The organism is Stenotrophomonas sp. 05N423 (assembly GCF_056397145.1).
Map to the genome: position 1 here is coordinate 211,808 of NZ_JBFTMV010000005.1, position 23,905 is coordinate 235,712.

Sequence of the window (23,905 nt, forward strand, 5' to 3'; positions counted from 1 at the left end):
CGGCTGTCGGAAAGGCCCTTCTTTGCTCGTGCAAATAAAAGGTAGCCAAAAGAGAAGATTTTCAACAGCCGAATGGCTGGTCAACACGGGCCGGACGCGATCCATCGGGCTACGCCCGCCGGTCCCCTGCGCTCCTCGCGGGCCAGGGGGACGGCGCACAACTCGCTTCGCTCAGACGCGTGCGCCTCTTCGCCACTCGCCACCCTGCGGTGCCCGGTTCGCTCTACGGCCGGAGAAATCAGAAGCAAAGCAGAATCATCAGTAGCAACTGCCAGATTCCCTTACGATCATGCTGACAGCCAGCCAGCGAACAAGCTGGGCCATCGCCGCCCGCCACGTGCCTCGATCCGGCTCCCCGACCATGGCCTTGCCGCCACGTCTTCGGCTAGCATCCGGTACAGGACCAAAGGGGCAGTCAGGATGACCGGACCGTGATAGAGCTGCGCAACGTACATCGGCACTACGCCATGAGCGGGCAGACCGTGCAGGCATTGGCCGACGTGAGCCTGAAGATCGGCGCAGGCGAATTCGTCGCCATCACCGGCCAGTCCGGCTCGGGGAAATCCAGCCTGCTCAACATCCTCGGTTGCCTCGACCACCCCACCAGCGGTCACTACCTGATCGAGGATCGCGACGTCGCCACGCTCGACGACGAGGCCAGCAGCGACATCCGCAACCGTCGCATCGGCTTTGTTTTCCAGAGCTTCCACCTGCTGCCGCGGCTGACCGTGCGCGAGAACGTGCTGTTGCCGCTGCGCTTCCATCGCCAGCCGCCGGCCGAAGCGCAGGAACGCGCCGATGCGCTGCTGGAACGGGTCGGCCTGGCCGAACGCCGCCACCATCGGCCCAACGAGCTTTCCGGCGGACAGATGCAGCGTGCCGCCATCGCCCGCGCCCTGCTGCTGCGCCCGGCACTGCTGCTGGCCGACGAGCCCACCGGCAACCTCGATTCGCGCAGCGCCGCCGACGTGCTGGCACTGATCGACGAGGTGCACCGCGACGGCCAGACCGTGGTGCTGGTGACCCACGACAACGACATCGCCGCGCGCGCGCCGCGCCGGGTTCGGCTGCACGACGGCAGGATCGAGCATGATTCGGCGCTGCACTGAACTGGTGGTCGTGACGGCGCTGTGCATCACGGCCGCCATACCCGCGGCGGCGAGGGTGGTGCTGACCGGCGAGGTCCGCGCGATCGATGGCCAGGTCATCCTCACCCCGCAGTCGAACAGTTCGCCGGTGGTGATCCGCTATTTCGTGCCGGAAGGTGAAGCGGTGAAGAAGGGCGATGCGGTCCTGCGCATCGACCCCGGCCAGTCGGCGGCGATGATTCCCGATCTCGAGGCGCAGATCGAGCAGTCCGTGGCCAAGGGCAACAAGGAGATCGCCGAACTGGAGGTCAAGGCGGTCGATGCCGAACTGGCGCTGGTCGATGCGCAGGCCAAGCTCGCCGCGGCGAAGATCGACGCAAAGATCCCCAAGGGCCTGGTTTCGGACCTCGACTACGACCGCTACCAGGGCGAACTCGGCAGCACCACGCGCGAGGTGGAACTGCAGCACCGCCTGCTGGCCGAAGCACGCGAGGCGGTACGCCGGCGCCGCGAGGACAACCAGCTCGAGATCCGCAAACTGGAGGTCCAGCGCGACTACCACGCCGCGTTGGTCCGTACCGTCGAGGTGCGCGCCGACCGCGACGGCATCGTCGTGCACGGCTTCAACAACAATTGGATCGGCGGCCGCATCGACGAGGGCTCTTCGACGATGCCGGGCAGCCGCGCCGGCGAGGTGGTCGCCAGCCCCAGCCGGTTCTCGGTGCGTGCCTGGGCGCTGCAGCCCGATCGCCAGGCGTTGCGGGTCGAGCAGGCGGTGCGCCTGGGCTTCGACGCGCTACCCGGCACCGATGTGCGCGGACGCATCGCCACCATCGGCGGAGCGCCCGAACGCCGCCCCGAATGGGGCAACGGACTGTATTTCCCGATCGACATCGCGTTCGACCCCGGCAAGCTGACGCTGTTGCCAGGCATGAGCGTACGCGTGATCGCCGATGCGCCGGCTGGCAAGGAAGGGACGCCGCGATGAAGTTCCGCCATGCACGCATGTGCCTGTGCTTCCTGCCCGTCCTGGCGCTGGCGGCCTCGGCCGCCGGTGGCGGCGCGCTGCGCGTCGACGGCGAGGTCTACGCGCAGCGCGCGGCGCAGTTGATGTCGCCGTCCGTGGACCGCATGTGGCAGTTCAAGATCACCCAGCTCGCCGCCGATGGTTCGCCGGTGCGCAAGGACCAGCCGGTACTGGCCTTCGACAGCAGCCAGCTGCTGCGCGACCTCGGCGAGAAACAGAGCAAGCTCCAGGAAAAGCAGCGCGAGCGCGAAAAGCTGCTGCTTGACCTGGCCGAGCGCCAGCGCACCGAACAGCTGACCACCGCCGAGGCCCGCGCCGCCCTGGAGAAGGCGCAGCGCAAGACCGAACAGCCGCGCGAGCTGATCGCCGCCATGCAGTACGACAAGCTGATCGAGGAACGGCGCCGGGCCGAGCAGCGCATGGCGCTGGTCCAGGCACGCGAGCGGTTGGCCGCCGGCCAGCGCCTGCAGGAACAGCGCCTGGTTGATTCCGAGCTCGCCCAGTTGCGGGCCGACGTCGAACGGCTGCAGGCCTCCGTGGCGCGGATGACCATCCTGGCGCCGCGCGATGGCGTCATGGCGCACAAGAGCAGCTGGAACGGCGAGAAGTTCGACGTCGGCTCGCAGGTTTGGCTGGGCCAGACCGTGGCCGAGATCCCGGACGCCAGCGCGCTGGCGGTGCGGGCGCAGCTGCCCGAACGCGACCTGCTGCGCGTGGCGGTCGGGACGCCGGCGCGGATCGTGGTCGAAGGCGGCGGCGGCAGCGCCCATCACGGGCGGATCGCCAGCGTGGGGCGCGCGGTGCGCAGCAAATCGCAGGTGCAGCCGATCCCGGTGATCGACATCGTGATCCAGTTCGACGGGACCGCCACCCAGCTGCGCCCCGGACAGGCCGTCCGGGTGGAACTGGCGGCCGCGCCGCCGGCGAAGGAGCGTGGCGCATGAAGCCTGGCCTGCGGCTGTTGCTGCCCCTGGTGCTGGCGCTGTCCGGCTGCGCCGCCGATAGCGTTCCACCGGCGTCGGAAATCGTATCCGCCGGCGAACTGCTGCTCGGCATCGACGGCGAGGGCGAACTGCGTTCGAGCAAGCCGATGCCATTGAACGTTCCCGGCCAGAACTGGTCCTCGCGCCAGGTCGAATGGATGCTGCCCGAAGGCAGCGTGGTGAAAAAGGGCGATCTGCTGGCCCGCTTCATCGCCCCCGACGGCAAGCAGCAGCTCGACCAGGCCCTGCTCGACCTGCAGCGCAACGCGCTGGCGCGCCTGTCCAAGGAGGGCGACCTGGAAGCCACGCAAGGCCGGGTTTCGGTGGACCTTGCGCAGGTCGCGGTCCAGCTCGGCATCGCCCAGCGCTATGCCGGCGCCGATCTCTCGGCGTTGGCGCGCAACGACGTGCTCGATGCTATCGAGGACAGCCGCTATCTCGGCGAGAAGCAGGACACGCTGCAGTGGCGCCGCGCCCAGGCCGGCACCCGCGGCGGCGCCGAGCTGGCGGTACTCGACGCGCAGCGCGCCACTTTCGACCTCACCGCCAAGGACCGCCAGACCGACCTGGATGCGCTGGAACTGCGCGCGCCCAACGACGGCGTCCTGCTGCTGACACCCAGCTGGTCCGGCGACAAACCGGCCATCGGCGCGGCGATGTATGCCGGTACCGAATTCGGCAGCCTTCCCGATACGTCGGCGATGGAAGTGCAGATCGACCTGCCGCAGATCGAGGCGCAGGGCGTCGCCACCGGCAACAGCGTCGAGCTGCATCCGCTCGGCCGCCCCGACCAGCGCTTCACCAGCCAGCTGGCGTGGGTCGCCAGCGCGGCCAAGACGCTGGGACGCGAGAGCCCGGTGAAATACCTGTCGGTGCGCACGCCGGTGCCCGCGGACGTGATCGCGCGGCATGGCTTCGTTCCCGGGCAGCGCTTCACCGCGAAGATCGTGCTGGCGCGCGAGGCCGACGCCATCGGCGTCGCCAATGTCGCCATCGAGCAGCAGGACGGCAAGCACTGGGTGCGGGTACGCCAAGGCGGCGAATTTGTGCGCCGCGAGATTGAACTGGGCGTGCGCGGCAGCGCACGGTCTCGGGTGCTCAAGGGCCTGGCGGCGGGCGACGAGGTGCTGCTGTCGGCGGGTGGCCCGGCACAGCCGGCCGATGGACAGCCAGGCGAGGCAGCGGACGAAGCCACGGACAAGGACGCAGGATGAAGGCACGGCTTCCACAATTGCCGCAGGTGTGGCGCGAGGCGGTCGAGGAACTCTGGCGGCGGCGCCTGCGTACCCTGTTGACCCTGCTCGGGCTGATCTTCGGCGTCGGCGCGATCGTGGCGATGCAGGCGGTCGGCGAAGGCAGCCGTCGCGAAGCGCTGAAGCTGGTCGAAGGGCTCGGCCTGCGCAACCTGATCGCCGAGGCACGACCACAGGACGACGCGACCCTGCGCGAGAACCGCGCGCGCAGCCTCGGCCTCACCCTTTCCGACGCGCAGGCGGCGCTGCAGGTGGTACCCGGCGCCGACCGGTTCGCCGCGGAGAAGCGCATCCACACCTATTCGGTGTTCAGCGACCACGCCGGCAGCGACGCGCAGGCCAGCGGAGTGAGCCCCGACTGGTTCGAACTGTCCTCGTTGCAGCTGGCCAGGGGACGCGCATTGAGCGCGGAGGACGATGCCGCGCTGGCATCGGTGGCGGTGCTGGGCCATCAGGCCGCTTCCAGCCTGTTTCCCGGCCGCGACCCGGTCGGGCAGCTGCTCAAGGTCAACCACGTCTGGCTGGAAGTGGTCGGCGTGCTCGCCGATCGCGACCTGGGCAAACGCGACTTCGAAGGCGTGCAGCTGGGCTCGGAGAGCAACCGGGTATTCGTGCCGCTGGCCAGCGCACAGGCGCGCTTCCGCTTCCAGCCGCGCGAGGACCCCATCGACCGGTTCCTGCTGCGCCTGGACACCCCCGACAAACTGGCTGCCGGTGCCGGCGTGCTGTCGGCGGTGCTCGACCAGCGCCATGCCGGCGTCGCCGATTACCAGCTGGTGGTGCCGCAGCAGTTGTTCCAGCAGCACCAGAAGACGCAGCGCATCTTCCAGGTGGTGATGGGCGCCATCGCCGGCGTCAGCCTGCTGGTTGGCGGCATCGGCATCATGAACATCATGCTCGCCAACGTACTCGAACGGCGGCGCGAGATCGGCCTGCTGCGCGCCCTGGGTGCGCGCCGCAACGACGTGGTCGCGCAGTTCCTGCGCGAGGCCAGCGTGATCTGCATCGCCGGCGCGCTGCTGGGCCTGCTGTTCGGCGCCGCGCTGGCCTACCTGATCGCCGCCTTCGCTGGCTGGCAAGTGGCGTGGGCGCCGCTGCCGGTGCTGCTCTCGGCCGGGTTCTGCGCGCTGGTCGGCCTGGCCTTCGGCGTCTATCCGGCGCGCCAGGCTGCGCAGCTGGATCCGATCGCGGCGTTGCGGCAGGAGTGAATGCGGCCAGCCTCACGGCTGGTCGCTTGCGGCAGCACTACGACGTCCGCGCCGATCGTTGCCGTTGCTCCTCGCTTTTGACTTCCGGGTCTCGGCGGGAATAACCCGAAGGGCGACGTGCATCCATGCGCGTCGCGCCTGTGGGGTCTTCTCCATCGGCTCCGTCGCTACGGAAGGGGGCCCAGAAGAGCAAAAGCAAAGAAAACAGCAGGAGCCAGCGGGCACCCCCCCGCTGCTACGCGACGCAGGCGCCGGGCTCGTCCGGCATGCGGATCAGGCCGACAACTGCGCCAGCGACTCCGCCTGCAGCCGCTCGTAGATCGCGAACTCGTCCGCCACCGACGCACCCAGCGCCTGTTCGAACGCCTCGCGGTTGGCACGGGCCGCATAAGCGCGCTGCTCCTCGCCACCGAGGTTGGACTGGAAGATGCCCGCCGCGCTGACCGGCAGGAAGTCCTCGTAGACGATGGGTTCGGCGGCAGCCAGTCCACGCTCGATCAACACCTCGGCCGGCACCGCGCGTTCGGCGGCCGGTGCGGCGCGGCCCGCGTCGGTCAGCGCGTAGCGGTAATACCCCAGGCCTTCACGGCGCAGGGTGGCGTGGTCGTCGGGGAAGCCGGTGAACGCGGCCTGCAGGCGCTGCGCGTAGTCGCCGCCGGTGCTGCCGGCGCCGCCGTTCTCGCGCGCCTGCGCCAGCAGCGCGTCGTACAGCGCGCGCCCCTTCGGGGTCAGCGCCAGGCCGCGCTGCTCGATCTCGCCGAAGCGCGCGGTGTGCGTGCCGGCGGCGTTGTCTTCGCCCGACGGAAAATGCACCAGTTCCTCCAGCGCCTTGAAGCTGGTCTGGCGCAGCAGGATCGGGCAGTCGCGGCGCGGCGGGCCTTCGATCACCGCCTTGGCGGCAAGACCGCGCGCATGCATCGACGCCTGCGCGGCATCGATGTCCAGCGTGCGCGGGGTCAGGTGATTGATGTGCGGGCCGCGGAAGCTGACCACGTCGGCGACCAGTCGGTGTGCGCCGTGCAACGCATGGTAGGTGGCCAGCGACACCGTGGCCTCGTTGTGCCAGCGGAAGGTCTCCAGCGCCTCGACCACGAAGCGCCACGCGTCCCCGTCGGACAGGCCGCCATCGCGTTCGCACTGCTCGATCAACTGCAGCACGCCCGGAGTGAAGATCGCGCGGCGGGACAGGATCTCCGCAGCCTGCACGCGCAGTGCTTCGTCCTCGATCAGTTCCAGCCGCAGCAGCGAGGTGAACACGCGGAACGGGTTGCGGTTGAGTGCTTCGCCGTCGACCGGGCGGAACGCGGTGGAATGCACCGGCACGCCGGCCACCGACAGGTCGTAATAGCCCACCGGCTGCATGCCCATCACCGCGAACAGGCGCCGCAGCGTGGACAGTTCCTGCGCGGTGCCGACGCGGATCGCGCCGTGGCGCTCCACGTCCAGGCGTTCGCGCTCGCCGCTGCGCTCCATCTGCGCGGCCAGTTCCGGCTGCGCGGCCAGCACGCCGGCATTGACCTCGCCGACCAGCTCCACGAGGGTGCCGTACAGCGGCACCTCGGTGCGGTACATGTGCGACATCGCCTGCGAGAACAGGCTGCGGATGTGATCGGTGGAAACGAAACGGTCGGCGGTCATGGCGGGGCGCGGCGCGGCAGGGGAAAGGCGCCATTTTCGCCCGGATGGGGGCACGGGGTCATCCATTGCATCGGATACTTCCGCCGCGCTCCCGCATCGCGGGCTGCGCCACGGATGCAGCCGCTCAATCGTGCGTGCGGGCCGCCGCGTCGCGCCTGGCGCGATCGCCGAGCTGGCGCTGCAGCAGCGCGTCCAGGCGGATCGGCCGGTCCCAGTGGTCGTAGCTCGCGACCAGTGCGTGGCGCACAGCACGCCAGTGCAGGTTGCCCGGCGCCACCGGTAGGCTTTCCACCACGGTATTCCAGCCTTCCCCGGGGTGCCGGGTGCGGGCCTGCACCGGCTCGCGGCAGCTGGCGCCGATGGCCTGGCCCCAGAAGCAGGCGAACCAGACGTCGCCCGCCGCCCAGCCATGCTGCTGCATCAGAGCCTCGACGTAGCCGCGGCGCGCGCCACCGTAGCGCACCACCTCGTCTATGAAGGCATCGGGATAGCGCGCGGCGTACAGGTTGACGTCGGCCAGCTGGCGGTCGAGCCAGGCGTCGCCGGTGCGCGGCTCATAGGGAGCAGCAGCCGGCGGAGCCGAGGTCTCCTGTGCCGATGCCGCGCCGGGAAGGACGAGGAACGCGCAGAGAGAAACGAGGAGCGAGAGAAAGCAGCAACCCAGCCACTTCGTTCCTGCCTTTACTCGTCCCTCGCTCCTCATCACTCGTTCCCGGCTTCGATCGCCGCCACCGCTTCCGGCCACTGCCAGGCGGTATCGGCCAGGCGCAGGCGCGGTTCGTCGCTGGAAACGCCGTGTTCGGCCTCGTGCGCCCAGGTCACGGCATACGGGGTATGCACGCCCCAGCCACCGAGCGCCAGCACCGGCTCGATATCCGAGCGCAGCGAGTTGCCGACCATCACGAAGCGTTCGGCCGGCAGGTCGAATTCGGCCAGCACCCGCGCATAGGTGGAGGGGTCTTTCTCCGAGACGATCTCGATCCGCGGGAACAGGTCGCGCAGCCCCGAGCGCTCGATCTTCTGCTCCTGGTGGAACAGGTCGCCCTTGGTGATCAGCACCACCGGCCAGCGCGCGGCGATGGCGGTCACCGCCTCGCGCACGCCGTCGATCACCTCGACCGGATGCTGCAGGGTGCGGCGGCCGATCTCGACGATCTGGCGCAGGTGCGCGGCGGAGATGCGCTCGCCGGTCAGTTCGATGGCCGCTTCGATCATCGACAGGGTCATGCCCTTGGCGCCATAGCCGAACACCGCAAGGTTGCGCCGCTCCACCTTGAGCAGGTGCTGCGCGGTGCCGGCATCGTGCAGGTCGATGTAGTGGCCGAGGACGGATTCGAAATCCTGTTCGGCCTGGCGGTAGTAGTCCTCGCTCTTCCAGAGCGTGTCGTCGCCGTCAAAGCCGACCAGGCCGATGGAGGAGGAATGTGCGGATGCGGGAGATGGGGAAGTCATGCGCCACAGGATAGCAATCGCCCCGTATGGCGGACATGGAGAGAGCGGCCCGCGGCCGCTCTCTCCATGCAGGGCGGCGCGGCCGCCGATGCGTTACTTCTGCTGCGAGGCGGTATAGGCCCGGTACTCGTCCGGGGTCAGCTTGCCGTCCTTGTCGGCATCGGCGGCATCGAAGATCCGTGCCAGGCCGGCATGGGCCTGCGATTCGGCGCGACTGATGCTGCCATCGCCATCGGTATCCAGGCTGGCCCAGGACTGGTCGTTGCCGCTGGTCGATGCGTCGGCGGCGGTGCCCTGCCGAGCCTGCGCGGCCTGTTCCTGCGCCTGGCGTTCCGGCTCGGCCCGGGTGTCCTGGGCCATGGCCGGCATGGCCAGTGCGGCACCAACGGCGGCGACGAGGGCGAACAGCGGGTTGCGGTTGCGAACGGTCATCAGGTGTTTCCTCCTGCGGTCTGGAAAGCGCGGTGATTCCGCACGCCTCCACCCTCGCAGGCCGGCCCTGAATCGCATGCACCCCACGAAAGCGCTGAAAACACGCTGTTAACCAACGCACGCCGACAAACGGCTACCGCCCTGGTTAGCGTTGCGTGAGACGCAGGTAAGGCACGCATTCGGGCGTTCCACCCACTGCACGCACATGCCTGTCGGACGCGATTACCCGCCGCGGCTGTCGTCTTCCGATGCCGTGCGCGGACTGAACGCCCGCCATCCCAGCCCCACGCCGACCAGCGCGCCGGTCACTTCCAGCACCACGCGCGTGCCCAGCTGGTCCGGATCGTGGATGCCGGCCAGCGCCAGCCGCGCATAGAGCGGCGAATCCAGCTGCACCATGCCCAGGTAGAACAGGTTCCAGCCATCCACGCCGGCGCCGATGGCGACCGCGGCCAGGCAGGCCCAGGCGATGGCATGGCCCTGCGACAGGCTGGCGCGGCGACAGATCTGCCACCACAGGAAGAACACCACGAAGCCGACTGCCAACGCGATCAAGGCCGCTTCCAGCGAGCCCAGCAGGCCGTAGTGCAGTTCCAGGTTCATCGGCTATCGGTCATGGCAACAGGGAGTCGCAGTGTATCCGCCCGGCCCGCCACGCGTATGGCACTCCATCGCCGGAGCGCAGGGTAGGAGCGCACTTCAGTGCGCGATGGGGCTTTTCACGAGCTCCCACAAGGAATGCAAGGGATGTTGCAGAGGGGGCATGCAAGCCCCATCGCGCACTGAAGTACGCTCCTACGGAAGCGAAAGATCAGCGCACCAGGAAGTCGTAGGCGGTATCGGGCGTCGGTTCCGGCCGGAAGGTGTAGTGCCACCATTCCATGGGGTAGTTGGCGAAGCCCTCGGCGCCCATCGCGTCGAGCAGCCGCTGGCGGTTGTGGCGCTGCTGTGGCGTGATGTCGGGGCTGTCGGTATGGGCCAGCGGATCGAAGCGGTCGAAGCCGGTGCCCATGTCCACTTCCACGCAACCGCCCTGGCGGCAGTCGAGCAGGCCCAGATCCACGGTGGCGCCGCGGCTGTGGCCGGAATGTTCGGCGATATAGCCGTCCAGCAACCGGCTCTTGTCGATGTTCGGGTAGTAGCGGGCCTTGGCCTGCTGGTCGGCCGGGTCGTGCGCCCAGGCGACGAACGACTGCACCGACCGCACCGGACGATAGCAGTCGTACAGGCGCAGCGCGTGGCCCTGCGCCTGCAGCGTGCGCTGCACGCGCGCCAGTGCCTGCGCGGCGGGCGCGAGCAGGTAGCAGCGCGGCGCCTCGTAGCCGGGCACTGGCCTGCCGGTGAAGTTGTCACTGCCGGCATAGCGCATGTCCAGCGAGAAGCCCGGCGCCAGCGTGGCGACGTCCAGCATGCCGGCCTGCGACGGCGTGCTGGCCGGAGATACCGCCGGTGCCGCCTGCGCGTTCGTGCAGGCCAGCAGCAGAACCAGTGCACAGCCTCGGATACGCATTGCAATCTCCTGTGGGCTTGTGGTGGCAGGAGCGCATGTAGGAGCGCACTTCAGTGCGCGATGGGGCTTCACCGGGAAAGCTTCTTCGCGCACTGAAGTGCGCTCCTACAAGTGCGCTCCTACAGGTCAGTTCCGCTCGCGCAGATAGCCGTTGAGGCCCTTCTCGCGCAGTTGCCGTGCGGCGCCGGCCCAGTCCAGCGGCTTGCCGCTGTCCAGGCGTTCGAGCACGGCGACGATCGCCAGTTCCACCTCGGGCAGCTGTGCCGCCTCGGGCAGGCGCGCACGCTGGTCGATCGACTCGTACAGCACGACATTGGCTTCGGCATAGCTCAACGGCACGGTATCACCGTGCTGCGCGCGCCAATGCTTGCCGCCGAGCACCGCGTTGACGTGCGACTGGATCAGGTAGGTTGCGCGGCCGATCAGCTTGAGGTTGCCCGGCTGCACTGCGGTCATGGTGTTGCCGACCGTGCGCCCGAGCCGCGCCATCACAGCGGTCGAATGCGCGTTGAGCAGCATCTTCAGCGCCAGCGTGCGGTCCAGGCCGAGCGGGTCGCGTCGCTGCGGCAGGTCCAGCGCGATGCCCTGATCCGCGCCGTCCAGGCCCTTCAAGGCATCGCCCGAAGCCGCGCCATGCCCCACGGTGACGGTGAGCCGGCCGGCACCGGCATCGCCGAACGCCTGCCACCATTGCCGCGCGAGCGCGTCCACCGGTTCGCCGGCGTAGCGCAGCAGCACGCCCAGGTCGCCCGGTTGCGGCGGCAGGCGCTCGCGGTTGGCTGGCGACCAGGACAGGTCGTACAAGGCCTGCTGCTCGGCACCGGCGCGCTCCAGGCTGCGCAGCGCGGTCGCGCGCAGCGCCGGGTCGTCCACCTTCTGCTCGAACTGCGGGCGGTACTGCGCGGCGTCCAGCCCATGGAACGGGCGGTGCAGCAGGGCGTCCCACGCCGCCTGCGGCGTCGCCACCGGCGCCCACACGCGGATCCACGATGCCGGCGGCGCGGTGTCGGTGCGGTCCAGCGGCGCCAGCCGGAAGGTCGGCGCGCGCTCGGTGACATCCACGAACACCGGCATCAGGGTTTCGCCGGCCAGATAGGTGGCGTGGCGACCATCGGTGTAGGCCTGCGCTTCGCGCACGGTCCACTGCGCCAGCTGCGGCGCACTGCCGGCCACGCTGCGCTGCAGCCCGGCGAAGCCGCGCAGGCGGCTTTCGATGCTGTCCTTCGCATCCAGGCCGAGGCGCTGTGCGTCGGCCGCCGGCAGGTGCGGCAGCAGCAGCGCGCGCAGCGCGTCCTCCAGCACCAGGCCCAGCGCGTACAGGCTGGTGGTGGTGGCCTGCATGCGGGTCGAGCCGGTGATCGCCTGCGGACCGGTCGGCAGCGCGATCTTGTGGATGCGCGCGTCGTCGAGCACGCGGCGGCTGCGTTCGAACGGGCGCAGCACTTCGTCCGGGTTGTTGTAGACGAACCAGACGCGGTCGGTGCCCGCTCCGCGCTGGTCGGCGGCGGCCAGCGCGGTGCCGATCACCGCCGAGGTCTCGCCGCCTTCGGTCACCGCGAACACCACGTCGTCGGCGCCGATGCCGTCGTCGCGCATCTGCAGCGCGCCGATCAGCTGCAGGTCCTCGAAGCCTTCCAGCGAGCTGATCAGCGCGCGGTCGCCGCCGGTGATCTCGCCGCGCACGCGCTCGCCGAGCTTGGCCGGCAGTCTGGCGGCGATACGCGGCCACGCCGGATCGGACTGCATGCGGTTCCAGAACGGACGCCACACGCCGCTTTCCAGCGTCTCGGCGAGGCGACCGGTGGAGCCGGTGCCATAGAAGTAGATGCGATGGCCATCGCGCAGCGCACGCTGCACCGCGCTTGATGCCGCGTGCAGTTTCGCCATGCGCTGCGGATCGTCGGCGAGCGCGGTGAAGGCGCGGGCCACGTCCTCGTCCACCGAGAACAACTGCGACAACGCCTGCGCCGGATCGGTCGCCGCCGCTTCGCTCAGGTTCCAGGTTTTGGGGTGGCGCTGCTCGGTCAGCAGCGTGTGCAGCTGGAACTGGGTGCGCTGCTGCACGAACTCGGCCGATGCCGGCGACGGCGGCAGGCCCAGCCGATCAACCGTTTCAGCGGCGATGGCGGCCGGGCTGATCGCCGCCAGGCTCAGGGCGAACGTCATGGCGATGCGTCCGGTACGGGGGAGGAGTGCGCGGTTCGGTCGAGTCATGCGGCCGGCCTCAGTTGTTCGCGGTGGGAGCGACAGGATCGCGCGGGGCCAGCGCATGCAGGATGCGCAGGTCCTCGGCGTCCAGTTCGCTGCCGCCCTGGCCGCGGAAATGGTTGCGGAAGGCGCGCACGGTGGCGGCGCGGTCGTCCAGCGGATAGCCGATCAGGCGCAGCGCGGTCCACGGGTCGAATCCGGCCGGCGCCGGCGGCGCATCGGCGGCAGGCCAGCGGCCGAAGCCGGCATCGGCCAGGCGCTTCCACGGGAACAGCGGGCCCGGATCGGGTTTGCGTGTCGGTGCCAGGTCCTGGTGGCCGATGATCTGGCTGCGCGGAATGCGCAGGCGCGTGCACAGGTCTTCCAGCAGCACCAGCAGGCTCTGGATCTGCGCCTCGGCGAACGGCGACTGGCCATCGTTGTCCAGCTCGATGCCGATGGAGGCGGAATTGAGGTCGGTGAACGATCCCCAGCTGCCGGAGCCGGCATGCCAGGCACGGCGCTCATCGCTGACCAGCTGGTAGTTCCTGCCATCGGCACCGATCAGGTAGTGCGCGCTGACCGGACCGCCGCTGTTGCGGCTGCGCAGGGTGTCCAGGCTCTGTTGCACCGAATGCTGCTCGGTGAAATGGATGACGATCAGGTTGGGCCGGCGCACGTCCTCGTTGGGTGAAGGCACCCAGGTCGCCAGCGGGTTGCGCGGGGGCGTGTGGCCGCAGGCGGTGAGCAGGGCCAGCAGCGCGGCCGGGAGCAACAGCTTGGTGGACATCTTCATCATCGCCTCGCTTTCCACATCGGTTCGTCGATCACGACAGGCCGGCGTGCGGCCTGCCGACAGCAGGAACGGAAAACGTCGCCGCCGGGCTGCCCGGCGGCGACGGGTAGTACCGTCAGGTCGGATGCCGCATCACTGGAAGCGGTATTCGAGCAGGACGTTGAAGGAACGGCCACGCGGGTCGGCCACACGCGCTTCCCAGCCCGCGCCGTCGCCATCGTCCAGGTAGCGGACGGTGAACGGCGGATCGGTGTTGAGCAGGTTGCGGATGCCGAAGGTCGCCTTCAGGTTCTCCATGCCGGACCAGGTCAGGCTGTAGTTGTAGGTGATGTAGGCATCGACCTTTCCGTCCCAGGCCGGCGGGGTGTAGCCATTGACGACGCCGCCCGGCTTCCAGTCCTTGTAGCCGCCACGGTAGACCTGGGTCAGCGTGTGCGCCCAGTCGCCCTTGGCCCAGCCGAGGCTGACGGTGTGCTTCCACTTGATCGGCAGGTTGTAGTAGCGCTCGTACTCGCCGACCAGGTTGTCGCTGTAGGGCAGGCTGTCGAAGGTCTTGGTCTTGAAGGTATCCAGGTAGTTGCCGTTGAGGTGGATGTTCCAGCTGCCACCGGCCAGATCGCCGCGCAGGTTGGAGTCCAGCTCGATGCCGCGGGTCAGCGTGCCACCGGTGTTGATGTAGCGCTGGTCGATGGCGATGATCTTGCCGCTGCTGTCGCGGATGAAGTTCGACGCATACAGCGGGTAGTTCGCCGTCATCGTCGAGAGGTTGAAGCCGCTGCGGATGGTGTTGAGGCGCTCGATCTCCCACCAGTCGACGCTGAGGTTGAAGTTGCCGTTCGGCGCGATCACGAAACCGACGCTGCGCTGCTTGGCCTCTTCCGGCTTCAGGTTCGCGTTGCCGCCGGTGATGATGTCCGGGCGGATCTGCTCGCTGCAGTTGGCCACGTCCGGGTTGTACTGGCCCTTCGGGCAGGTCGCCGGATCGGCCAGGTCAAGGCCGGTGTACTGGCTCTCGGTGACGCCGCGGAACAGCTTGGCGAAGTCGGGCACCTTGAAGCCGGTGCTGTAGGAGCCGCGGAACACCAGCCAGTCGATCGGCTGCCACTTGAACGAGTACTTCGGATTGGTGGTGCCGCCGAAGCCGTCGTAGCGGTCGTGGCGCACGGCCAGGTTGAGCTCGAGGCTGTCGATCACCGGCAGGTTGAACTCGGCGAACACGGCCTTCACGTTGCGCGTCTTCGGCGACATGTAATTGGCCGCATCGCCCGGCGCGCCGAACACGAACGCATTGCCGGCCGCCCATTCCGACGGGCCGCTGAACTCGTATTCCTCACGGCGGATGTCCACGCCGGCCGCGGCCTGCACGTCCTCCTCGCCCCACAGCTTGAAGCCGAGGCTGCCGCTGAAGCTGGCGTCGAACGTGGTGGTGCTGGACACGCCCTTGTACAGCAGCAGGCCGCTGGCGTCGGCGGCGGCCATCGCATCGTAGGCCGCCTTCGACTGGTCCTGGCCCGGCATCAGGAACGGATTGAGCACGCCGTTCTTCAGCGCCGCCTTCAGCTGCGGCGTGTAGTAGTAGCCGCCGGCGAGCACCGACTGGGCGCGGCTCTCGGCACGCGACAGGCCGATGTTGTAGTCCCAGGTGCCCACGGTGCCGGTCATGCCGAACAGCATGCGGTAGGCCTTGGTCTCGGTTTCCAGCTGGCGCGGGCCGCAGATCTCGCAGCGCCAGCGGTAGGCGATGGGGCTGCCGTAGACCAGGTTGGCCTGGTCGCCGAAGTAGTCGTGCAGCTGGTTGTAGATCGCGTCGTAGGTCGCCTTGGTGTTGGCGTTCAGTTCGTACGCGTCGAGCTGGGTGCCGGTGGCGTTGATGCTGGTGGTGATCTGCTGCGCTTCGAACTGACGCTTGGAGGTCACCTTGGAGCCCATGAACTCGGCGAAGAACTCATGGTTGTCGCCGACCTTGAAAGTGGCACGGCCGATGCCCTGCACCGTGTCCACCGGCTGCTGGATGGTGCGCGCACGGCCGTAGTCCCAGGCGCAACCGAAGCTGGCGCCGGGGCTGGCCCAGATCTTGTCGCCGTAGTCGCCCATCATGTCGCCGCCGTTCTCGCAGCCGGCGCCGCCGGGCAAACGCAGCGTATTGATGGTGGTCTTGGTCAGGCCGCTGCCAGGATCCTTCAGACCGCCGCCGATCATGCTGCCGGTGCCGCTGACGATGTTGGCGAACGGCGTGCCGCGCGTATCCGGCGACAGGCCGCGGTCGGGCTGGAAGCTGTTGACGAAGTCGCGCTGGTTGCCGCGCAGGATCTTGTTCTTCTTGACGTTCAGCGCCGCCCACACGTTCCAGCGGTCGTTGTCCAGGTCGCCCCAGCCGCCGAGCAGGCTGCCGTGGTAGATGTTGCCGCCCCCTTCCTGGGTCACGTCGGCACCGGCGGTGACGGTGATGCCCTGGTAGTTGTTGCGGGTGATGAAGTTGATCACGCCGCCGATGGCGTCGGTGCCGTACACGGCCGATGCGCCGTCGCGCAGCACTTCCACGCGCTCGATCGCGGCGAAGGGAATCGAGTTCAGGTCCACCACCTGGCCGGCCAGGCCATGGGCGGCGACGCGGCGGCCGTTGAGCAGCACCAGGGTCGCATCGGCGCCCTGGCCACGCAGGTTGGCGCCGGAGACGCCGTTGTTGCCGCGCGTGCCCGGAGGCGCGATGCCGCTGTTGGCGGCCAGGCTGTCCGGGCCGCTGCTGGCGATGTTCAGCTGCTGCAGCAGCTGTTCGGCCGAGGTGATGCCCTGGGCTTCGATCTCGGCCTTCTGGATGATGGTGACCGGCAAGGCGGCTTCGACATCGGTGCGCTGGATGCGCGAACCGGTGACCGAGACGCGGTCGAGGGTGCGCGCCTCGGGCGAGGTGCTGCCGGTGGCGGGCTGGGTCTGGGCGAAGGCGGCGAACGGGCTGCCGAGCGCCAGCAGCAGGGCGGCGCTCAGGTGGTGAAGCCGCGGGGTACGTGACAAGGCGGACATGCTCTCTCTCTCCAAAGGGAACGCGTAACGGGGGGATGTTTCGGGAACGATGCTGGCCCACTTCCATGCCCGCCTCGGCGGGGTACGGCGACCATCCATCGGTCCATCCTCAAGGGCGGCACGATTCCGCCAATCCAACCAGGATGCGCGCCACCTCCCCGGCGGCCGCACCTTTCCTTCCGTGGTTGCACTGCGCCGGGTAGCCTCCCTGTCTGCCGGCCTGCACCATGCCAAGCCCGACTGCAGGCCTGTCCGCCGGGATTTCCTCCTCCGCGGGCCGCATCGTGCGGACCCTTGGAAAGAAGCACCGGCCGCGCATCCGCGCCCGGTCCAACCCGGCTTCACAGCTGTTTAACACGTGCCGAATCCGGCGGTCAATAAACTATTCCCCATACCCTAAGGCTATGGAAATAAAATATTTTCGTGATGCGCCGCACAACACGCGCCGCGTCCTCCATTGCCATCGCGCATGACCGCGGCGGATGCGCGGCCTGCGGTTCGCGGCATGCGGCCTGCTTCGGTCCCGTACGCACTCACGGACAATCGCCGACCCGGTGGAATTCCAGGTCCTGGTAGTCGTAGCTGAAATCGATGTCCGGATCGACGGCGCGCATGCGCAGGATGCGTTGCGCGCCCTCCCCGGAGAACTCCAGCCACGCCTCCGCGTCCTCGCCCAGCCCCTGCCACTGCACCCAGGAGCGGCCAGCGGACGACATGACCCGGCCGCGCATGGCCGGCGACTTCGCCGATGCGAAAGCGATGCCTTTCCCGGCCGGGCACAACGTGACCTGCCCGAACCAGGGATCGGCCCACACGCCGGCATCGGTTCCGAAACTCCGCGACGCGACCGCGACGGCCGGCGCCATGGCCGGGCGTGCATGACCGTCGGAGCGGCGCTGCGCCCGCTCCCGCTCCAGCAGCTCCGCGTAATGGAGGACATCATGGCCGGCGGCAGGCGCGGTCTGGCGCTTGAGCAGGGCCTGCATCAGGGCGGTGCGCGCGTCCTCGCCTTCGCCGTTGATCAGGATGACCGCGCCGCTGCGCCGGTCCGGCAGCAGCGCCAGCGAGGAATACATGCCCGACAGCGTGCCCGTATGCGCCACCTTCCACTGTCCATCCATGTCCGACAGGCGCCAGCCGTAGCCGTAGGCGAGGAAGTGGGTGTCGTCCCAGTCGCGCAGGCGCTGGCCGATGGGCATCGGCATGTGCGCGGTCCACAGTGCGCGGCGCTGGGTGGCGTCCAGCCAGCCCGGAACCTGCGCCGGGTCGAGCAGCACCTGCATCCAGCGCAGCATGTCGTGGAGGCTGCAGCGCACGCCGCCGGCGGCCATCGACGGGAAATCCACGGCGACATCGCCGTCGCGTCCGCCCACGACGTTGCGCCCGTCCTGCCGGTAGTGCGGCTGGGCGACGTCGCCCACTGCCGTGGGCGACCACTCGCCAACCTGGCAACGGTCCATGCCCAGCGGCGCAAAGATCTCCTGCCGCACCAGCGCCGCATAGGGCTTGCCGCCGGCGACCGCGGCCACTTCACCCGCCACCACGTACAGCAGGTTGTCGTAGGCGTAGTCGGCGCGGAAGCTGCCCGCAGGCTTGAGATGCGCCAGCCCGGCGATGATGTCCTGGCGGGTGAAATGGTTCGGCTCCGGCCACAGCATCAGGTCGCCGGCGCCCAAGCCCAGGCCGCTGTTGTGGATCAGCAGGTCGCGGACCTGCATGTTGCGCGTCACCCACGGGTCGTACATGCGGAACGACGGCAGGTACTTCGTCACCGGGTCGTCCCAGCGCAGGCGCCCGGCCTGCACCAGCCGCGCCAGTACCGCCGCGGTCATCGCCTTTGTATTGGAGGCGATCTTGAACAGCGTATCGGCATCGACCGGCACGCCCTCGCCCGCAACCAATTCGCCACGGGTGATGGTGCGGACGATCCTGCCGTCCTCGATCACGCCCACTGCGATGCCGGGCAGCCGGTAGTGCTCGAAGGCCTGTTGCACGGCCTTGTCGTAGAACGCCGCATCGTCCGTGGAGGTCGTCGCGGCGTGGGCGATGCCCGGCAGCAGGGCGAGGCAGAGCAGGAGTCGTTTCATCAGCATGGTTCCAGAACCCGGCGGCGGGAATCGCCGCCGGGAGGTTGCCGCAGGGAGAGCTGCGGCAACGGCTACCGAAAAGCCCGGTCCGGCATCAGAAATCGATGTCGAGGTTCACGTACACCGCGCGTCCCATCAGGCCGTAGATGCTCTGGTAGTACGGGAAGGCGGTGTAGGTGTCGTCCTTCGGGCCGTAGTTGTCGAATACGTTCACCACGTCCACGCCTAGGCGCATGTGCTCGGTGATCTTCTTCGACACGTTGGCGTTCCATTGCACGAACGGGCGCAGCTTCGCGGTCGCGTAATAGTTCATGCGCGAACTGTTGCGATAGCCGTACAGATTGACGTTCCAGTCGTCGCGGTTCCAGGCCAGCGTCCAGTTGGTGCGGGTGCGGAAGGCCACGCGCGACGTCCAGTTCATCGCGTCGTCCCAAGCGTCGCCGGCGGCGACCTGTTCCTCATAGCCCAGTACGCGGGTAAATCCGGCATTGAGGCTGAAGTCGCCCCAGCGTCCGCCGCTCCATGCGTACTTGACGCTCGCGTCGAAGCCATCGGTGCGTACGCCAGCCTGGTTGATGGCACCTGCGCTCAGGCCGGTGATGTGACCTTCCGCATCGCGCTGGACGTAACCGGCGTACATGGCGCACTTTCCGGAGTTCGGATCGACCTGCTCGCCGTTGGGCTTGGAACCCATCAGGCAGTCGGTGTTGCCATCCAGGATGTCATAGACGCTCAACAGCGTGCTCTTGCCGCTGAGCTTGATCTTCCAGTAGTCGGCGCTGATCGAAAGCCGGTCGGCAACGTCCCATACGAAACCGATGCCGTCGGACTTGGCGGTTTCCTCGTGCAGCTGGGTGTTCTTGCCACCGGCCAGCCACCACAGCCCATCGACATAATCGCTGTTGTCGCACTGGTCCCGGCCGGCCGTGGTCGACAGGTCCATTCCGGCGCGACGGCACTGGTAGTCGTTGATGAAATTGCCGTAGGACGACACGGGTCCGCCATACACCCACATCAGGTTCGGTGCGAGGAAGCTGGTCTGGTGGTTGGCGCGGATCAGCAGGCTCCGCAGCGGCCGCCACTCCATGGCCGCGGCCCAGGTGAAAGCGCCGCTGATGTTGGAGATGTCGTCGTACTTGTCGTAGCGGCCGGCCACGGTGGCGGTGAGGCTGTCCAGCACCGGGACGCGCAGCTCCAGGCCGGTGCCGTAGCGGTCGCGCGAGCCGCCGCCCCAGGTGGCGTTGTAGTTGAACGTGTGGTCCTCGCCCTCGTAGGAGTTGCGCGAGCGCACGTCCGGCGCCAGTTCGTACTTGGAATGCGAAGCTTCGGCGACGAAGGCCATCTCCACCTCGCCGGCCGGCAGCTTGAACAGCGGGCCGCTGAACACGAACTGCGCCGAGGTCGCGGAGGAGGTGTTCTTGTTGCGGACGATGTCGGTCATCGCCGCGTAGTCCGCCGCCGAGGTCGGGCCGAACATGTGCTGGAGCTGTTCCGGCCCCAGGTTGTACAGCGGCCCGTCGTTGGCCGTGCCGATCGCCTCGCCGAACAACCAAGTGTGCACCTTGTTGGTCAGGCCCTGCCGCCACGAGCTGCGCATGTCGTCGCGGGAAACGGTGATGCTGGCATCCCAGTCGAAGCGATCGAACACGCTGCCGCGCAGGCCGAGGTTCGCGCTCAGCGCCGTATCCTCATACATGCGCTGCGGCATGCCGCCGATCTGGTTGGCATCCAGCACACGCTGGTATTCGAACCAGCCCAGGTTCACATCGGTGGCGTTGCCCTGGTTGAACACGTACAGGCTGGCGCGGCTGGTCATCTGGTCGCGCGAATGCGTCACCAGCAGCTGGCCGTAACCTTCGACGTTGTCGGTGAAGCGGTAGTTGCCGGCGATGTAGGCCGAGGTCTTGTTGTACTTGTTCGACAGCGTGGCCCAGTCGTAGTAGTTCATCGCCGCGCAGCTGGACGGCGTGTTGCCGTCGGCCGCGAACGGGTAATACGGCATGTAGACGGAACTGGCGTTGCCGCAGCTGTACTGCAGCGCACCGCCGGCATCCGGCGATGCCGGCGATGCGGTGACCAGCTGGCCGGCCTGGTTCATCCAGGTGTTGTAGTGCATGTAGCCACCCGGCGTGTCATACAGATAGAAGGCCAGGCCGCGGGTCGGCGTATAGGTGGGATGGTTCGGGTCACTGTTCTGCTGCGGTGCGTGCCGCGGGTCGCCCAGGCCCTTGTCGTAGCGCTGCCAGGCATAGACCGGCTCGCGGTTCAGCTGCTCGAACGCATAGGTGATGCTGCCGCGCTCCCACGCCTTGCCGCCGCTGAACTGCAGATTGCCGGTATCGCCGCCGCCAGCGGTGGTGGTGCCGCCGCGGATGCGCAGGTGGTTACCTTCCCAGTTGTCCTTGGTGATGATGTTGACCACGCCGGCGACCGCATCCGAGCCATAGATGGCCGATGCGCCGCTGCTGAGCACTTCGATGCGCGCCACCGCGGCGGCGGGAATGCTGCCGACGCTGATGCCGGTATCCGAAGGCGTGGAGGCCGCCGCATAGTCGGCCATGCGCTTGCCGTTGAGCAGGATCAGCTGGTAGCCGACGCCGAGGCCGCGCAGGTTCAGATAGGAGGCGTCCGGCGCCTGGTTGCCGAAGTTCCATTCGCCGCCGACCACGGCACCGGTGTATTGGGTCAGCGTGCCCAGCGCCTCGGCGACGGTGGTGAAACCTTCCTTCTTGATGTCCTCGGCGGTGATCACCACCACCGGCGATGGGCCTTCGACTTCCGAGCGCTTGATGCGCGAACCGGTGACCTCGACCTTGTCGAGGGTGCGGGCGTTGCGGGCCGGTTCCGGGGCCGGCGCGGGTTCGGTATCGGCGGACTGGGGAACAGGGGCCGCAGCGGCGGCGCCGGCGAGGGCAGGCAACGCCAGCCCGACGATGATGGCCGCGACGAGGCGGCACCGCTGCGGTGGTGCATGACGGACAGGCATTACGACCTCTCTCCGGTTTTCCCGGTGTGGTGGAAGGGTGGAGGTTCAGCGAGGTGTGGCGGCGATGCAGGCCAGTCCCTGGCCGGATCTCTCCTGTACATGGCGCCGGGCCGTGCGGCCCGGGCCCGGTTCAGTCCCGCGTTCGCAGCAGCGGACGGCTCAGGCCGTAAAGGATGCGCAGGTCCTCGGCATCGAGCTCGGCCCCCTGGCTGCGCATGCCGCGGAAATGATGGCGGAAGGATTGAAGCGCGTTGGCGCGGTCGTCGAGCGGATAGCCGATGGCGGCCATCGCCAGCCAGCCATCGAACTCCGGCGGCGGATCGCCGGCGGCCGGGTCGGGCCAGATGCCGAAACCGGCGTCGTGCAGGCGCTTCCAAGGGAACAACGGGCCCGGATCGATCTTGCGTCCCGGCGCCAGGTCCTCGTGGCCGATGACCTGCTCGCGCGGGATGCCCAGGCGCCGGGTCACGTCATCCAGCAGCACGATCAGCTTCTCGATCTGCACGTCCGGGTAGGGGGTGTAGCCGTCGTTGTCGATCTCGATGCCGATCGACGCCGAGTTCAGGTCGGTGATGGTGCCCCAACGGCCATCGCCCGCGTGCCAGGCGCGCTTGTCCTCGGTGACCAGCTGGTACAGCGTGCCGTCCTTGCCCAGCAGGTAGTGCGCGCTGACCGGGCCGTTGCTGTTGGCGGTCTGCAGCGTGCGCAGGCTGCCCTCGGCGGTCTTGCCGGCGGTGTAGTGCAGCACCACCACCACCGGCCGGCGCGTGTCGAAGTTCGGCGAGCGCTCCCACTTCGCCAGCGGATTGTGGTGCGCGCAGGCACTCAGGAGCAGGAACGAGAGGAGAAGAGCGAAGAGCGAGAGGGAGCGGGAAACCCGCCTCCTGCCCGTCACCTGGCCCTCATTCGCTCCCCGTTCCTCCGTTCCTCGCTTTTTCATGCCTTTCTCCAATCCGTGGCCGGCTGCTCGCCGGCCAGCATTTCATCGAAGCTCTGGCGGCGGCGCACCACCGCATAACGCTCGCCGTCCACCAGCACTTCGGCCGGCAACGGGCGCGAGTTGTAGGTCGATCCCATCGACGCGCCATAGGCGCCCGCACCGAGGATCGCGACCAGGTCGCCGGCCTCGCAGCGCGGCAGTCCGCGCGCGGTGGCGAAGGTATCGCCCGTCTCGCAGACCGGCCCCACCACGTCGTAGACGACGGTTTCGCGGCCAGCCGCGGCGCCTACCGGCACGATGTCGTGCCAGGCGTCGTACAGGCTGGGGCGCAGCAGGTCGTTCATGGCCGCGTCCAGCACCAGGAAGCTGCGCGCCTGGCCATGCTTTTCCAGCAGCACGCGCGTCAGCAGGATGCCGGCCTCGGCCACCAGCCAGCGCCCGGGCTCGACCAGGATGCGCCCGCCGAAGCCGGCCAGCGCCTGGCGGATCGCATCGGCGTATTCGCGCGCATCCGGCGCCTGCTCACCCTCGCGGTAGCGCACGCCCAGTCCGCCGCCGACATCGATGCTGGCGATGGCGTGGCCCGCGGCCGCCAGTTCCTTCCAGAACGCGGCCATGCGCGCCAGCGCCTCGCGTACCGGATCCAGGCTCAACAGCTGCGAGCCGATGTGCATGTGCAGCCCGTCCAGGCGCACGTCGGGCCATTGCGCCTTCGCGTCGAACCAGGCGCGCGCCTCGGCGATCGATACGCCGAACTTGTTCTCGGCCTTGCCGGTGGAGATCTTGGCGTGGGTCTTCGCGTCCACGTCCGGATTGATCCGCACCGAGGCGACGGCGGTGACGCCGCGCGCGGCAGCGATGCGCTGGATGGCGTCGAGCTCGGCGCGGGACTCGATGTTGAAGCGGCCGATGCCCACATCCAGCGCGAGCGCGATCTCCGCGTCGGACTTGCCGACGCCGGAAAAAACGATATCCGCCGCGGCGATGCCGGCGCGCAGCGCGCGTTCGAGCTCGCCGCCGGACACGATATCCGCGCCCGCGCCCTCCTCGGCCAGCAGGCGCAGCACCGCGCCGTTGCCGTTGGCCTTCACCGCATATCGGATGCCGGCATCCAGGCCGGCGAGCGCATCGCGCAGCGCCCGCACCCGCTGGCGGAGGGCGGGCGCCGCGTAGACATACAGCGGCGTGCCCTCGCGGGCGGCCAGACCTGGCAGGTCCGCCTGCCGGAACGCGTCCGGCAAAGCGTGCCCGCCACTTCGTGTAAATCCCTGATCCAAGGCATTGCTCCAAAAAGATG

The 23,905-nt window shown here is 68.5% G+C and carries 18 protein-coding genes; 5 read left to right on the plus strand and 13 right to left on the minus strand.

Going from position 1 to position 23,905, the window contains the following annotated elements; genetic code table 11:
* Nucleotides 1–431: 431 nt before the first annotated feature.
* Genes AC1DGW_RS10620 through AC1DGW_RS10640 form a run of 5 tightly spaced genes read left to right on the plus strand, consistent with a single transcriptional unit; the run spans nucleotide 432 to nucleotide 5,559 of the window.
* On the plus strand, nucleotides 432–1,109 hold the full coding sequence (locus tag AC1DGW_RS10620) for an ABC transporter ATP-binding protein (protein ID WP_478022582.1): 678 nt from the start codon (nucleotides 432–434) through the stop codon (nucleotides 1,107–1,109).
* The gene (locus AC1DGW_RS10625; RefSeq protein WP_478022584.1) at nucleotides 1,090–2,076 is read left to right on the plus strand and encodes an HlyD family secretion protein; all 987 of its coding nucleotides are present in this window, start codon (nucleotides 1,090–1,092) and stop codon (nucleotides 2,074–2,076) included. Before AC1DGW_RS10620 ends, AC1DGW_RS10625 begins: the two co-directional genes overlap by 20 nt.
* Nucleotides 2,073–3,059 carry an HlyD family secretion protein gene (locus tag AC1DGW_RS10630; RefSeq protein ID WP_478022586.1) on the plus strand — a complete coding sequence of 329 codons (987 nt, stop codon included), beginning with the start codon at nucleotides 2,073–2,075 and terminating at the stop codon, nucleotides 3,057–3,059. Before AC1DGW_RS10625 ends, AC1DGW_RS10630 begins: the two co-directional genes overlap by 4 nt.
* Nucleotides 3,056–4,312 (plus strand): efflux RND transporter periplasmic adaptor subunit, encoded by a 1,257-nt coding sequence (locus tag AC1DGW_RS10635; RefSeq protein WP_478022588.1) that lies wholly within the window; start codon nucleotides 3,056–3,058, stop codon nucleotides 4,310–4,312. The genes AC1DGW_RS10630 and AC1DGW_RS10635 overlap by 4 nt, the downstream gene beginning before the upstream one ends.
* Nucleotides 4,309–5,559 (plus strand): ABC transporter permease, encoded by a 1,251-nt coding sequence (locus AC1DGW_RS10640; protein ID WP_478022590.1) that lies wholly within the window; start codon nucleotides 4,309–4,311, stop codon nucleotides 5,557–5,559. The genes AC1DGW_RS10635 and AC1DGW_RS10640 overlap by 4 nt, the downstream gene beginning before the upstream one ends.
* 273 nt (nucleotides 5,560–5,832) lie before the next feature.
* Here the strand turns inward: AC1DGW_RS10640 and hglS are convergent, their stop codons facing one another.
* The 13 genes from hglS to lysA all read right to left on the minus strand — a co-directional run bounded on the left by hglS (nucleotide 5,833) and on the right by lysA (nucleotide 23,849).
* Entirely contained in the window at nucleotides 5,833–7,197 is a 1,365-nt protein-coding gene (gene hglS / locus AC1DGW_RS10645) for a 2-oxoadipate dioxygenase/decarboxylase HglS (RefSeq protein ID WP_478022592.1), read from the minus strand.
* Between the two features lie 124 nt (nucleotides 7,198–7,321).
* Nucleotides 7,322–7,900: a hypothetical protein gene (locus tag AC1DGW_RS10650; protein WP_478022594.1), complete on the minus strand. Its 579-nt coding sequence runs from the start codon at nucleotides 7,898–7,900 to the stop codon at nucleotides 7,322–7,324.
* Nucleotides 7,900–8,649 carry an HAD family hydrolase gene (locus tag AC1DGW_RS10655; RefSeq protein WP_478022596.1) on the minus strand — a complete coding sequence of 250 codons (750 nt, stop codon included), beginning with the start codon at nucleotides 8,647–8,649 and terminating at the stop codon, nucleotides 7,900–7,902. The genes AC1DGW_RS10650 and AC1DGW_RS10655 overlap by 1 nt, the downstream gene beginning before the upstream one ends.
* 93 nt (nucleotides 8,650–8,742) lie before the next feature.
* The gene (locus AC1DGW_RS10660; protein ID WP_478022598.1) at nucleotides 8,743–9,081 is read right to left on the minus strand and encodes an EF-hand domain-containing protein; all 339 of its coding nucleotides are present in this window, start codon (nucleotides 9,079–9,081) and stop codon (nucleotides 8,743–8,745) included.
* A 222-nt stretch (nucleotides 9,082–9,303) separates the two neighbouring features.
* Nucleotides 9,304–9,684 carry a hypothetical protein gene (locus AC1DGW_RS10665; protein WP_478022601.1) on the minus strand — a complete coding sequence of 127 codons (381 nt, stop codon included), beginning with the start codon at nucleotides 9,682–9,684 and terminating at the stop codon, nucleotides 9,304–9,306.
* Nucleotides 9,685–9,892: 208 nt separating this feature from the next.
* Nucleotides 9,893–10,591 (minus strand): M15 family metallopeptidase, encoded by a 699-nt coding sequence (locus AC1DGW_RS10670; protein WP_478022603.1) that lies wholly within the window; start codon nucleotides 10,589–10,591, stop codon nucleotides 9,893–9,895.
* A 126-nt stretch (nucleotides 10,592–10,717) separates the two neighbouring features.
* Nucleotides 10,718–12,757 carry a hypothetical protein gene (locus tag AC1DGW_RS10675; protein WP_478022606.1) on the minus strand — a complete coding sequence of 680 codons (2,040 nt, stop codon included), beginning with the start codon at nucleotides 12,755–12,757 and terminating at the stop codon, nucleotides 10,718–10,720.
* A 58-nt stretch (nucleotides 12,758–12,815) separates the two neighbouring features.
* Entirely contained in the window at nucleotides 12,816–13,574 is a 759-nt protein-coding gene (locus AC1DGW_RS10680; protein ID WP_478022609.1) for an N-acetylmuramoyl-L-alanine amidase, read from the minus strand.
* Nucleotides 13,575–13,706: 132 nt separating this feature from the next.
* On the minus strand, nucleotides 13,707–16,595 hold the full coding sequence (locus tag AC1DGW_RS10685) for a TonB-dependent receptor domain-containing protein (RefSeq protein ID WP_478022612.1): 2,889 nt from the start codon (nucleotides 16,593–16,595) through the stop codon (nucleotides 13,707–13,709).
* Between the two features lie 533 nt (nucleotides 16,596–17,128).
* Nucleotides 17,129–18,682 carry a serine hydrolase domain-containing protein gene (locus tag AC1DGW_RS10690; protein WP_478022614.1) on the minus strand — a complete coding sequence of 518 codons (1,554 nt, stop codon included), beginning with the start codon at nucleotides 18,680–18,682 and terminating at the stop codon, nucleotides 17,129–17,131.
* A 94-nt stretch (nucleotides 18,683–18,776) separates the two neighbouring features.
* Nucleotides 18,777–21,668 carry a TonB-dependent receptor plug domain-containing protein gene (locus tag AC1DGW_RS10695; RefSeq protein WP_478022616.1) on the minus strand — a complete coding sequence of 964 codons (2,892 nt, stop codon included), beginning with the start codon at nucleotides 21,666–21,668 and terminating at the stop codon, nucleotides 18,777–18,779.
* Between the two features lie 130 nt (nucleotides 21,669–21,798).
* On the minus strand, nucleotides 21,799–22,563 hold the full coding sequence (locus tag AC1DGW_RS10700; RefSeq protein WP_478022618.1) for an N-acetylmuramoyl-L-alanine amidase: 765 nt from the start codon (nucleotides 22,561–22,563) through the stop codon (nucleotides 21,799–21,801).
* A 41-nt stretch (nucleotides 22,564–22,604) separates the two neighbouring features.
* A complete protein-coding gene (gene lysA, locus AC1DGW_RS10705; protein WP_478022620.1) occupies nucleotides 22,605–23,849 on the minus strand; it encodes a diaminopimelate decarboxylase in 1,245 nt (414 codons plus the stop codon).
* Between the last annotated feature and the right edge of the window lie 56 nt (nucleotides 23,850–23,905).